At 63.8% G+C, this 11,755-nt stretch carries 12 protein-coding genes; 8 read left to right on the top strand and 4 right to left on the bottom strand.

The genetic code is table 11. The features are described 5' to 3' along the window. Positions 1–2: 2 nt before the first annotated feature. From ACVC5H_RS23645 to ACVC5H_RS23660, 4 genes are all read right to left on the bottom strand, one after another. Positions 3–617 carry a chorismate--pyruvate lyase family protein gene (locus ACVC5H_RS23645; RefSeq protein ID WP_489620149.1) on the bottom strand — a complete coding sequence of 205 codons (615 nt, stop codon included), beginning with the start codon at positions 615–617 and terminating at the stop codon, positions 3–5. After that, on the bottom strand, positions 617–1,207 hold the full coding sequence (locus ACVC5H_RS23650; RefSeq protein ID WP_489620150.1) for a YqiA/YcfP family alpha/beta fold hydrolase: 591 nt from the start codon (positions 1,205–1,207) through the stop codon (positions 617–619). Before ACVC5H_RS23650 ends, ACVC5H_RS23645 begins: the two co-directional genes overlap by 1 nt. Beyond that, positions 1,204–2,586 carry a UDP-N-acetylmuramate:L-alanyl-gamma-D-glutamyl-meso-diaminopimelate ligase gene (mpl, locus tag ACVC5H_RS23655; protein WP_489620151.1) on the bottom strand — a complete coding sequence of 461 codons (1,383 nt, stop codon included), beginning with the start codon at positions 2,584–2,586 and terminating at the stop codon, positions 1,204–1,206. The genes ACVC5H_RS23650 and mpl overlap by 4 nt, the downstream gene beginning before the upstream one ends. A gap of 87 nt (positions 2,587–2,673) precedes the next feature. Then, entirely contained in the window at positions 2,674–4,380 is a 1,707-nt protein-coding gene (locus ACVC5H_RS23660; RefSeq protein WP_489620152.1) for a methyl-accepting chemotaxis protein, read from the bottom strand. 393 nt (positions 4,381–4,773) lie between these two features. Between ACVC5H_RS23660 and ACVC5H_RS23665 the strand changes: the two genes are divergently transcribed. From ACVC5H_RS23665 to ACVC5H_RS23700, 8 genes are all read left to right on the top strand, one after another. Continuing rightward, complete coding sequence (locus ACVC5H_RS23665; RefSeq protein WP_489620153.1) at positions 4,774–5,697, top strand: helix-turn-helix transcriptional regulator; 924 nt, start codon at positions 4,774–4,776, stop codon at positions 5,695–5,697. Between the two features lie 39 nt (positions 5,698–5,736). Further along, positions 5,737–6,387 carry a hypothetical protein gene (locus ACVC5H_RS23670; protein WP_489620154.1) on the top strand — a complete coding sequence of 217 codons (651 nt, stop codon included), beginning with the start codon at positions 5,737–5,739 and terminating at the stop codon, positions 6,385–6,387. Beyond that, a complete protein-coding gene (locus ACVC5H_RS23675) occupies positions 6,384–6,905 on the top strand; it encodes a TlpA family protein disulfide reductase (protein WP_489620155.1) in 522 nt (173 codons plus the stop codon). Before ACVC5H_RS23670 ends, ACVC5H_RS23675 begins: the two co-directional genes overlap by 4 nt. Before the next feature lie 106 nt (positions 6,906–7,011). Further along, positions 7,012–7,449, top strand: coding sequence for a type II 3-dehydroquinate dehydratase (gene aroQ / locus ACVC5H_RS23680; protein ID WP_489620156.1), 438 nt, complete (start codon positions 7,012–7,014; stop codon positions 7,447–7,449). Between the two features lie 125 nt (positions 7,450–7,574). Beyond that, positions 7,575–8,045 (top strand): acetyl-CoA carboxylase biotin carboxyl carrier protein, encoded by a 471-nt coding sequence (accB, locus tag ACVC5H_RS23685; RefSeq protein WP_489620157.1) that lies wholly within the window; start codon positions 7,575–7,577, stop codon positions 8,043–8,045. Between the two features lie 108 nt (positions 8,046–8,153). Continuing rightward, positions 8,154–9,533 (top strand): acetyl-CoA carboxylase biotin carboxylase subunit, encoded by a 1,380-nt coding sequence (accC, locus tag ACVC5H_RS23690; protein WP_489620158.1) that lies wholly within the window; start codon positions 8,154–8,156, stop codon positions 9,531–9,533. A gap of 51 nt (positions 9,534–9,584) precedes the next feature. Then, positions 9,585–10,499: a 50S ribosomal protein L11 methyltransferase gene (gene prmA, locus ACVC5H_RS23695; protein ID WP_489620159.1), complete on the top strand. Its 915-nt coding sequence runs from the start codon at positions 9,585–9,587 to the stop codon at positions 10,497–10,499. A 3-nt stretch (positions 10,500–10,502) separates the two neighbouring features. Continuing rightward, positions 10,503–11,714 carry a DUF3426 domain-containing protein gene (locus ACVC5H_RS23700; protein WP_489620160.1) on the top strand — a complete coding sequence of 404 codons (1,212 nt, stop codon included), beginning with the start codon at positions 10,503–10,505 and terminating at the stop codon, positions 11,712–11,714. Positions 11,715–11,755 lie beyond the last annotated feature (41 nt).

Here is an 11,755-nt window from a genome sequence, read left to right on the forward strand (position 1 = left end):
TTCTATCGCTTTTCAATCGGTACGTGAGCCGGCATCGGACGCATGAGCGCCTGCAATGCCGGCAGGAAAACATCGGTCACCATCAGCACGCCGCCACGCCGGGTAAACAGGGAGCGGCGCGCCAGCAAGGTGGTCGGCAATTCGGTCTCGGGCAGGGCCAGCGCGATCCGCTGCATCAGCGGGTGGCCGGCGGCCAGCCGAGCATACTGGATGGGGCTGCGCCCGACCAGCGGATCAAAGAACAAGTTGGCGCCCAGGGGCGTCGTGCCCAGCTTGCTGAAGAAGGGCCAGTCGGACTTGACCGAGCCGGTGGACAAGACCGTGTGCCCGAACACCACCGGCTGCCCGTCGGCCAGCAGGATCACATCGCGCTCAACAACGCGGCTACGGGGCGATATGCACAAGGCTTCATGTTCATCGGCCAGGATGCGGCCCGGACGCTGGCGCAGCAGGCGCACGCTGAAGCTTTGGGTCCGATTCTTGAGTTTCAGTGTCATGGAACCGGGGTCCGACAGCCAGGCGCGGGTGCGGCGCATCAGGTCGCCATCGGCGGCCAGCAGCGAGGCCAGCGCCTGCGGGTGCGCCCTCCAGCGCCCCATCCGTACAGCATGCGGCATCAGCGCACCGCCTTGCCGGGCAGGTCGACGCCACAAAAGGCCAGCACCTCGTCCAGATGATCGGCGAACTCGGCCATGCCGTGGTCACTACCCTCGATGACGGTCTGCCGTGCGCCGGGGTAATGGGCCACCATCTCGCGCCAGTCCAGCACCTCGTCGCCGGTGGCGGCCAGCAGGAAATAACGCTGCGGGCGCGTGATGGCCGGCACGGCCAGGGCCAGCAGCTCGGCGATGTACTCGCGCTTGAATTCGAAGGGTTCGTCGGAATGGTATTGCGTGGTCACGCCGACATAGGATTCCAGGTCGCGCGGCGGCTTCACGGCCGGGTTGACCAGCACCGCCCGGCAGCCGGTGTGCTCGGCCAGCCAGGTGGCGTAATAGCCGCCCAGGGAGGAGCCGACCACGGTCAGCTGCGCCGGGTCCACGCCGGCCACGAGCGAGCCGGCCAGGGCGATGGCGCCGGCCGGCGAGGCCGGCAGCTGCGGACAGACATACTGGTCCTGCAAACCCAGTTCGGCCATGCGCTGTCCCATCACACGCGCCTTGAAGGACTGCGGCGAGGAACGAAAGCCGTGCAGGTACAGGATCATGCCAGCGCGTCCAGCAGCTTCTGGTGCACGCCGCCAAAGCCGCCATTGCTCATCACCAGCACATGGTCGCCCGGCTGGGCGGCGGCCTTGACGGCTTGCACCAGGGCATCCAGATCGTGGAAGGCGGCGGCCTTGTCGCCCAGCGGGGCCAGCGCCTCGGCCAGATCCCAGCCCAGCGCGTCGCGCCCGGATTGGGCGCCGAAACCGAAGACCAGATCGGCCTCCACCAGGCTACCCGGCAGGGCGTCCTTCATGGTGCCCAGCTTCATGGTATTGGAACGCGGTTCCAGCACGGCCAGGATGCGCGCCGCACCGACCTTCTTGCGCAGGCCGGCCACGGTGGTGGCAATCGCCGTCGGGTGATGGGCAAAATCGTCATACACGGCCACGCCCCTGGCGGTCCCGCGCAGCTCCATGCGCCGCTTGACGCTCTGGAAGGCGCCCAGCGCCTCGATGGCCTGTGCTGGCGGCACGCCCACGTGACGAGCGGCGGCGATGGCGGCCAGGGCGTTCATGCGGTTGTGTTCGCCGCTCAGCTCCCAGGTCACCGTGCCTTGCGAGTGGCCCTCGAAGAAGACCTCGAAACGGCCATCCTCGCGGGTCTGCAGCGACCAGCCGGGCTGGCCGGCGGCCACGCCGAAATCTTCACGTTCGCTCCAGCAGCCGCGTGCCAGCACGCGCTCCAGCGCGGCTTCGCGGCCATTGACGATGACGCGGCCGATACCGGGCACGGTGCGCACCAGGTGATGGAATTGCGTCTCGATGGCAGCCAGATCGGGGAAGATGTCGGCGTGATCGTATTCCAGGTTGTTCAGGATGGCGGTGCGGCTACGGTAGTGGACGAACTTGCTGCGCTTGTCGAAGAAGGCGGTGTCGTATTCGTCGGCTTCGATGACGAAGAAGGGCGAAGGTCCGCCCTGGCCGTCGCTGCCCAGGCGCGCCGAGATGCCGAAGTTCATCGGCACCCCGCCGATCAGGAAGCCCGGCTGGTAGCCCGCATGTTCCAGCACCCAGGCCAGCATGGCCGAGGTGGTGGTCTTGCCGTGGGTACCGGCCACCGACAGGACCCACTTGTCCTGCAGGATGTTCTCGCCCATCCATTGCGGGCCGGAGACGTAGGGCAGGCCCCGGTTGAGGATCTCTTCCATCAGCGGATTGCCGCGCGAGACCACGTTGCCGATCACGAACAGATCGGGCTGCAACTCCACCTGGGACGGCTCGAAGCCCTGGATCAGGGTGATGCCCTGGGCTTCCAACTGGGTGCTCATGGGGGGATAGACGTTGGCGTCGCAGCCGGTCACGGTATGGCCGGCCTCTTTGGCCAGCACGGCCAGGCCGCCCATGAAGGTGCCGCAGATGCCGAGGATGTGTATATGCATAGCGAATCTTGGGGTGTAATCCCAAGATTTTACCTGAGCCGGCGACTCCTCCCTATCCCCAGTGGCACGGCGGCCGCAATGATTGCCTCAGAAGGCTTCCCATTGCTCATCCTGACCACCCTGCGCCACGGCCAGGGCGGGCGCGGCGGCGGGACGGGCGCCGGCCACCGCAGGGCGCGGCGGCCGGTACGCGGGTGCCGCAGTGGCCACGACTTCCAGGTCCGGGGCTTGCTGCAGGACAGTGCCCGGCAGGCGGAATACCCCGACCAGCTCCGACAGCTGCTGGGCCTGGTGCGACAGCGACTGCGATGCCGAAGCGGCCTCTTCCACCAGGGCGGCATTCTGCTGGGTCACCTCATCCATCTGGGTAATGGCCTGGTTGACCTGCTCGATGCCTTGGGTCTGCTCACCGCTGGCGGCCGAAATCTCGGCCATCACATCGGTGACCCGCTGCACGCTGGACACCACCTCGGAAATGGTCACCCCGGCTTGCTGCACCAGCCCGCTGCCTACTCCGACCTGCTGCACCGAATTGTCGATGAGGGTCTTGATCTCCTTGGCGGCAGTGGCCGAACGCTGGGCCAGCGAGCGCACTTCCGTGGCCACCACGGCGAAGCCGCGCCCTTGCTCGCCGGCACGCGCGGCTTCCACCGCCGCATTGAGGGCCAGGATATTGGTCTGGAAGGCAATGCCATCGATCACGCTGATGATGTCCACGATCTTCTTGGAGGAGGCATCGATGCTGCCCATGGTCTCGATCACCTGGCTGACCACCTTGCCACCTTCCTCGGCGATGGTGGACGCACTCAGGGCCAATTGGTTGGCCTGGCGCGCGTTTTCCGCATTCTGCCGCACGGTGGAAGTCAGTTCTTCCATGGCCGAGGCGGTTTCTTCCAGCGAACTGGCCTGCTCTTCAGTGCGGCTGGAGAGGTCCAGGTTGCCGCTGGAGATCTGGCCCGATGCGGTGGCGATGGTGTCGGTGCCACTCCTGACCTTGCCGACGATGCGGCGCAGGCTGGTGTTCATGGCCGCCAGGGCGGCCGTCAGTTGCCCGGTTTCATCGGTGGATCGGGCGGTGATATCGGCGGTGAGGTCGCCGGCGGCAATGCGATGGGCAAACTCACCCGCGCTACGCAGCGGCGTGGAAATCACCCGGGCGATGAACAAGGCCAGTGCCAGACCTGCCAGCAGGGCACCGGTCAGGATGACGACGACCCATAGCTGAGCTTGGTCATAGGTGCTCTCGGCGTTGTGGGTGGACTGGACGCTGCCATCCAGATTGACTTGGGCCAGCTTGTCGAGCTCATCGAGCAGCGCCAGGTAATTCTGGAAGGCGGGCCCCAGCAGCAGCCGCTTGGCCTCATCGACCTTGCCGGACTGGACGGCAGCGAGCGTGTCACCGTGAAGGGCAATGAATTTGTCGATGCGCTCGTTGACACTGGGAAACAGCGCCTTCTCGCCCGGCTCGGATATCTGGCCGACATACTGCTTGCGTGCCTCCGCCAGGGCCGCCAGGTTCTTGTTCATGACGCCGATGATGGCGTTGCTCTGCTTTTCCTCGCCATCGTAGAGCGCAAGTTGGGCTTGATTGGCACGCACGCGCGAAAGCGCCACCTTCATGTCATTGATGGAGCGGATGCTGGGCAGCCAGTTGGTGGCCAGTTCAGTGGCTGACTGGTTGACCTTGTGCAGCTGGACGATGGAAAAAATGCCCAGCACGCCCGTCAACAGCAATATGCAGGCAAAGGCCAGCAATAGCTTGGTGGCAATTCTGCGATTGTAAAACCAGTTCATGACTCTTCCTTTTCATGGTCGGATGCGCAAAAAAGTACGTCCGGTCAGACGGCCATCACCAGTCTGTTGCGTACGCGATAGACCGAACTTAACCGCTTCCTCACCAAGGTTCCGGCGTGCGGGAAAATTCCTGCGCATTTTTTCGGAGTACTTCGTTTCCGTGAAAGGAAGCTCTGGAGCTTGAGCGAGAATCACAGGAAAAACTTAAATATTCATTAAACATTTTCTGATACAAATCGACATGCTCGCTGTCTTGATATGCCCTGGATGCAACAGAAAATGCCGCTGAGCGCTTTTCTCATTGAAAGCGGTATCAAAAGACAAACTTCTTTTTCTGCCCTGGGTTCAAGAACCGAGGTTGATCTGTCCAACCCGCAATGTGCCGACAGCTTTTTGCGCACGACCGGCATCAAGGTCGAAAACCCGAACGCGTCCCACGCCGCAGTCCACTATGAAGGCGAATACTTCCTGCTGCCCGAGGGAGGACTCTATCGCGCCACCACGCGGTCGGGCTGGGCCCTGCCCAGCGCCCCCGAGGCCGAGGGATACAGCCTTTACATTGCGCGCAGCGGCGAGCTGCAGGGGCGCACGGCCGAGGGGCTGATCCATTGCGACAGTGGCAGCGCCATCATGCTCAATCTGGCGCAGATACAGCAGATCGCCAGCCCAGGCAATTCCTCCGGCCTGGGGTTCTTTTTTTCGATGCATTGCATGACCCACAACCTGTCTCAGCTGCTGGAGGCGCCGGTGCACCGGCAATTGCGCTTTCATTCGTCGCTGCTGCCCGATGCGCATGTGCGCGCTGCCCTGGCGTCCCTGGGTGAACTCATCGCCGAAGGCCTCAGCGGGATCGCCCCGCTGCAGAATGCACCGCTGGCCATGGCCAACCTCTTGCACGCGGCCTGCTTCCTGATCCTGCACAACCTGCCGCACAATCATTCTCATGCCCTGATGCGCCGACCGAGCGCGCCTGCGCCACGCCAGATCAAACGTGCCGTGGAGTTCATCATGGCCAGGCTGTCAGCCCCCATCACCCTGGCCGACATCGCCGCACATGCCGCCATCAGCGTGCGCTCGCTGCAGTCGGGCTTTCGCCGCTACAAGGAAATGACGCCGATGGAGTTCCTGCGTACCCAGCGCCTGGGACGCGTGCGGGAAGACCTGCTGGACCCGGCCGTTCCTGCCGACATCCAGCACATCGCACTGAGCTGGGGGTTCACCCATCTCTATCTCTTCATGCGCTACTACAAGAAGCAGTTCGGCGAGAGCCCGCACGCTACCCTGGCCAGGCGTGCGCACAAATGGACCAACAGCTGACCGGCCGGTCCGGCGCAGCCACGCCCGGCAGCGGGTATCATGTGGCCCATGCCAGAATTCGAATTCACTTCCCCCACCGAGCAAGTGCGCGCCGAAATCGCTGCGGCCGCCGCCCGCATGATCGCCGAGGATGGCGCCGACTACGGTACGGCCAAGCGCAAGGCGGCCAAGCAGATCCTGGGAAACCAGAAGGTACGCGGCGAGATCATGCCCGATAACGAGCAGATCGAAGACGAAGTGCGCCTCTACAATGAACTCTTCTTTGCCGACACCCAGCCGGCGCGTCTGCTGCACCTGCGCCAGGTGGCCCTGCAACTGATGCAGGATCTGCAGCAATTCAATCCTTATATTACCGGCGCAGTGTGGAATGGCACGGCAGGTGAACATTCGGACATCCACCTGCAGCTCTTTTCCCCCAGCGCCAAGGAGGTGGAGATTTTCCTCCTCAACAAGCATGTGAACTTCGAGGTCGGGGAAACCAGCCACTTCCGCACCGGCCAGGCGGTGGAAACCCTGAGCTTCCTGCTGCCCCAGCGCGGCGCCGATCCCGAACTGGCCCATCTGGCCCTGTATGACGAAGACGATCTGCGCGGCAGCCTGCGGGCCGCCCCCGGCAAACGTCCCGAGCGCGGCGATGCGGCGGCGCTGGCCGGCTTGATCGATGCCACTTCCGAGGATGAGAATTCATGAAGAAACTAAAAAATGTGATCTTGTTGGCCGTCGTTGCGGTGCTTTGCGTGGGTGTTGGCCTCTACGCCAGCCATCGCGCCAACCCGCCCGTCTCTGCGGAGACCCGGGCACTGAACCAGCTGCTCTCGCAATCGCTGCCCGACGCCAGCGGCCAGACCCAATCCCTGGCCCAATATAAAGGCAAGCCCCTGGTGGTCAACTTCTGGGCCACCTGGTGCGGCCCCTGCGTGGAGGAAATGCCGGAGCTGACTGCCCTGCAGAATGAGATCGCGCCGGTGCAAATCCTGGGAATTGGCGTCGATAGCCAGGAAAATATCGCCAAGTTTGCGCAAAAGTACCAAATCCGCTATCCTCTCTTCGTTGCCGGAACCGGCGCCACCGATTTGCTGCGGCAATTCGGCAATCAGGCGGGCGGTCTCCCGTTCACCGCTCTGGTGGGCAAGGACGGCAACGTCAAGAAGGTCTACCTGGGCCGCATCAAGTTCGACGAACTGCGCGCCGACCTCTCCCAGCTGTGACATCCCCCTGCACCGACGTAAATCCGTGAAAAGAAAGTTTTTCTTGCCAAATGAAGGCATTTGACGGCAAAATGCGCGCATCGTCGTCAAACGGAGCCTAATCTCCATGGCAAAACAGCTTCTCCTGCTCAATGGCCCGAACCTGAATCTGCTCGGAACCCGGGAGCCGGAAGTCTACGGATATACCACGCTGGCCGATATCGAACAGCGTGCACAAGAACAGGCCCGCGCCGCCGGGGCGTCGCTGGTGGCCTTCCAGAGCAACCATGAAGGCGCCCTGATCGACCGCATCCATCAGGCCCGCCATGAAGGGGTGGACGGCATCATCATCAATCCGGGCGGATTGACGCATACCAGCGTGGCCCTGCGCGATGCGCTGGCCGGGGTGGCCATTCCCTTCGTGGAACTGCATATCTCCAATGTGCACCAGCGCGAGGAGTTCCGGCATTTTTCCTATCTGTCCGGCATCGCCCGGGCAGTCCTGTGCGGCTTCGGGGTGGATGGCTATTCGCTAGCCGTCGATTTCTGGCTGCGTCAATCCTGAGGGCGGACCCGCCGCTTCGAACGGATCGCTTCACGTACTGCAAGACCCAGACTGGACCCGCCGGCCGCGACAGAGCGCCGGCGCTTCGTTAACAACACTACTCATCTACATTCCGAGGGATTCAAATGGATTTACGAAAACTCAAGACGCTGATCGACCTGGTTGCTGAATCGGCCATCGAAGAGCTGGAAGTCACCGAAGGCGAAAGCAAGGTCCGCATCGTCAAGTCTTCCCCGAATGCCCAGAACCAGGTGGTGATGGTGCCGCAACAGCAAGCCTACGCGCCCGCCGCCGCTCCGGTGGCCGCCGCGCCCGCCGCTGCTGCTCCTGCAGCCGCCCCGGCAGCCCCGGCCGTGCCGGAAGGCCATATCGTCAAGTCGCCGATGGTCGGCACTTTCTACCGTTCCTCCGCGCCTGGCGCACCGGCGTTCGTCGAAGTGGGCAAGGAAGTCAAGGAAGGCGATACCCTGTGCATCATCGAAGCCATGAAGCTGCTCAACGAAATCGACGCCGACAAGGGTGGCGTGGTCAAGCAGATCCTGGTGGAAAACGGCCAGGCCGTCGAGTTCGGCCAACCGCTGTTCGTGCTGGGTTAAACTCCGCCGCAGTCCCTGGCCCGGCCGCAACGGCCGCCGCGCGGCAGATGCCCGCAGCCTGGCTTTGGAACCTATAACGCTTGAACCTGGCGACGCCTCATTCCTGTTATGTTTGAAAAAATCCTCATCGCCAACCGTGGCGAAATTGCCCTGCGTATCCAGCGCGCCTGCCGCGAACTGGGTATCAAGACCGTGGTCGTGCACTCCGAGGCCGACCGTGAGGCCAAGTACGTGAAGCTGGCCGATGAGTCGGTCTGTATCGGCCCGGCCCCGTCGGCGCTGTCCTACCTGAACATGCCGGCCATCATCAGCGCCGCTGAAGTGACGGACGCCCAGGCGATCCACCCCGGCTACGGCTTCCTGTCGGAAAACGCCGATTTCGCCGAGCGCGTGGAGCAGTCCGGCTTCGTCTTCATCGGCCCGCGCGCGGAAAACATCCGCATGATGGGCGACAAGGTGTCGGCCAAGCAGGCCATGATCCGTGCCGGCGTGCCCTGCGTGCCGGGTTCGGAAGGTGCGCTGCCGGACAATCCCAAGGAAATCGTCCAGATCGCCCGCAAGATCGGCTATCCGGTCATCATCAAGGCCGCCGGCGGCGGCGGTGGCCGTGGCATGCGCGTGGTGCATACCGAAGCCGCGCTGATCAATGCCGTGACCATGACCAAGACCGAAGCGGGTGCCGCCTTCGGCAATCCGGAAGTCTATATGGAGAAGTACCTGGAAAATCCGCGTCACGTGGAAATCCAGGTCCTGGCCGACGAGCACAAGCAAGCCATCTGGCTGGGCGAGCGCGACTGCTCCATGCAGCGCCGCCACCAGAAGGTGATCGAGGAAGCGCCCGCACCGGGCATCCCGCGAAAGATCATCGAAAAGATCGGCGAACGCTGCGCCGAAGCCTGCCGCAAGATGAACTATCGTGGCGCCGGCACCTTCGAGTTCCTGTATGAAAATGAAGAGTTCTACTTCATCGAGATGAACACCCGCGTCCAGGTGGAACACCCGGTGACCGAAATGATCACCGGTGTGGACATCGTGCAGGAACAGATCCGCATCGCCGCCGGCGAAAAGCTGCGCTACCGCCAGCGCGACATCGAACTGAAGGGTCACGCCATCGAATGCCGCATCAACGCCGAGGATCCGTTCAAGTTCATCCCTTCGCCGGGCCGCATTACGGCCTGGCACGTGCCGGGCGGTCCTGGCATCCGCGTGGATTCGCATGCCTATTCGGGTTACTTCGTGCCGCCCAACTATGATTCCATGGTGGGCAAGGTCATTTCCTATGGCGCCACCCGCGAGCAGGCCATCCGCCGCATGCAGATCGCGCTGTCGGAAATGGTGGTGGAAGGCATTTCGACCAACATCCCGCTGCACCGCGAACTGATGGTCGATGCGCGTTTCTTCGAAGGCGGAACCAATATCCATTATCTGGAACATAAGTTGTCGGAACGCCCGACGGCGCCGGAAGCGGACAAGGCCCCCAAGAAGTAATCGCAGCACATCAGCATCAACGGTAACGCAACAGCAAAGGCAAGGACAGGCATGGCTTGGGTAGAAATCGTCATCGAAGTGGCGCGGGAAGAGGCGGAGGCATTGTCCGACGCCCTGATGGATGCTGGCGCCCTGTCGGTGTCGGTGGAAGATGCCGATGAAGGCACCGAGGCCGAACGCCCGCTCTTCGGCGAGCCCGGCATGGAGCCCGAAGAAGCCGCCTGGGATCGCAGCCGCGTGGTGGCGCTGGCCGGCAAGGATGCCGACCACGCCACCATCGTCACGGATGCCGCCAAGGCCATCGGCCTGGACTATGCCCTGCCCTTTGCCACCCGCAACGTGGAAGAGCAGGACTGGGTGCGCCTGACGCAATCCCAGTTCGAGCCCATCCACATCGGCCAGCGCATCTGGGTGGTGCCGAGCTGGCACGAAGCCCCGGCCGATCCGGACGCCCTGGTGCTGGAACTGGACCCGGGCCTGGCCTTCGGCACCGGCAGCCATCCGACCACCCGGCTGTGCATGGAATGGCTGGAAACCAATGCCACCCAGGCCAGCACGCTGCTGGACTACGGCTGCGGCTCGGGCATCCTGGCCCTGGTGGCCGCCAAGATCGGCGTGCCGCAGGTGATCGGTGTGGACATTGATCCGCAGGCGCTGGAAGCCGCGCATCACAATACCGAACGCAACGGCTGCAGCGCTACCTACTACCTGCCGGAACCCTTCGCCCAGACCCATCCGGAAGGCGAGCGCTTCGACGTGGTGGTGGCCAACATCCTGGCGGGTCCCCTGCAACTGATGGCGCCGATGCTGGCCGGCCGCGTGCGCGCGGGCGGTTCGCTGGTGCTCTCGGGCGTGCTGGAGCGCCAGGCGCAGGAAGTCATCGCCAGCTACGCACCCTACATCGCCCTGACCGTGTGGGCCGAACACGAAGGCTGGGTGGCCCTGGCAGGCCGCCTGCCGGAGTAATCCATGGCGTTGGCGACCCAGTGTCCGCACTGCCTGACCATCTTCAGGGTCGCCAGCGATCAGCTCAAACTGCGCGGCGGACTGGTCCGCTGCGGCAATTGCCGCGAAGTCTTCAACGGTAACGAATTCCTGGTCGAGCCCAGCGTGGCCGACGGCCACTACCAGCCCGCACCGGGCAGCAAGGCGCAGGCCGGCATGGCCAGCCCGTCCATGGCACCGACGCCGGCATTGCAGACATCCCCGATTTCCCCGGCTCCAGGCGCATATGAACGAAATATCCCGCCGCCAGCCTCTCAACCGGTTTTCTCCGCTCCCCCCGCGCCAGCACCGCTGCCGGAGGTGAACGTTCAGGCTCCCGAGCCGACCATTGCTGCGCCCGCTGCCATTCCGGTGATCGCCGAGCCCAAGGTATTCCGCTCGCCCGCCAGCCCGGGCTACATTCCCGATCTGGGTGCCGCGCTCAAGCCCGCCGCACCTGTGGACAAGATCAACGTCGCCGACCAGTCCAGCGGCTTGCCTGCCCCGTCGGAAGACGAACCCGACAGCGGCGCCCTGCTGCAGCGCTCTTCCATCGATGCCGATGAGATCGCCGCCCCTCCCGAGGTGGCTGCGGTGTTTCGCATCGACGACGAGCCGCTGCCGGCTGCGGAGGAAGAACGGGAAATCCAGGACGAGGGCGAGCCCGCCGACGAGCCCGGCTTCGTCAAGCGTGCCGAGCGCCGCGCGCGCATCAGCCAGGTGATGAAGATGGTGATGATGGTGCTGGCCGGGGTGATGGTGCCGGTGCTGCTGCTGCAATCGCTCTATTACTGGCGTAATCCCCTGGCCGCCGCCGCGCCGCCCTTGCGTCCCCTGCTCAATGGCATGTGCGTGGCCTTCCATTGCACCGTGGGCCTGCCTACCGAGATCGACCGGCTCTCGCTGGAATCCAACGAACTGCAGGTGGTGCCGCCCAACCAGAACGTCTATGCGCTCTCGCTGGTGATGCGCAATCGCGGCGACACGGCGCAGGCCTGGCCGCATATCGAACTCACGCTCAACAATGATGACGAGAAGGCCGTGGTGCGCCGGGTCTTCCGTCCGCGCGATTATCTGGCCGATCCGGCCCAGGTCGACAGCGGCATCGCGCCCGCGAGCGAACAGCAGGTCAAGCTCAACTTCGAGCTCAAGGAAGCATTGGTCTCGGGCTATCGCATCTATCTGTTCTATCCCTGAGCAGCCCTGCCCCCCGCAACGCGGCGCTGCTTGCGCCAAAT

The organism is Herbaspirillum sp. Her3 (genome assembly GCF_057961275.1).

Bases quoted from the DNA above. Each gene is read 5' to 3' on its own strand.
- ACVC5H_RS23660 (WP_489620152.1), bottom strand. From the start codon at position 4,380: ATGAACTGGTTTTACAATCGCAGAATTGCCACCAAGCTATTGCTGGCC.
- ACVC5H_RS23670 (WP_489620154.1), top strand. From the start codon at position 5,737: ATGTGGCCCATGCCAGAATTCGAATTCACTTCCCCCACCGAGCAAGTG.
- ACVC5H_RS23650 (WP_489620150.1), bottom strand. From the start codon at position 1,207: ATGATCCTGTACCTGCACGGCTTTCGTTCCTCGCCGCAGTCCTTCAAG.
- accB (WP_489620157.1), top strand. From the start codon at position 7,575: ATGGATTTACGAAAACTCAAGACGCTGATCGACCTGGTTGCTGAATCG.
- prmA (WP_489620159.1), top strand. From the start codon at position 9,585: ATGGCTTGGGTAGAAATCGTCATCGAAGTGGCGCGGGAAGAGGCGGAG.
- accC (WP_489620158.1), top strand. From the start codon at position 8,154: ATGTTTGAAAAAATCCTCATCGCCAACCGTGGCGAAATTGCCCTGCGT.
- ACVC5H_RS23675 (WP_489620155.1), top strand. From the start codon at position 6,384: ATGAAGAAACTAAAAAATGTGATCTTGTTGGCCGTCGTTGCGGTGCTT.
- ACVC5H_RS23700 (WP_489620160.1), top strand. From the start codon at position 10,503: ATGGCGTTGGCGACCCAGTGTCCGCACTGCCTGACCATCTTCAGGGTC.
- aroQ (WP_489620156.1), top strand. From the start codon at position 7,012: ATGGCAAAACAGCTTCTCCTGCTCAATGGCCCGAACCTGAATCTGCTC.
- mpl (WP_489620151.1), bottom strand. From the start codon at position 2,586: ATGCATATACACATCCTCGGCATCTGCGGCACCTTCATGGGCGGCCTG.
- ACVC5H_RS23645 (WP_489620149.1), bottom strand. From the start codon at position 617: ATGCCGCATGCTGTACGGATGGGGCGCTGGAGGGCGCACCCGCAGGCG.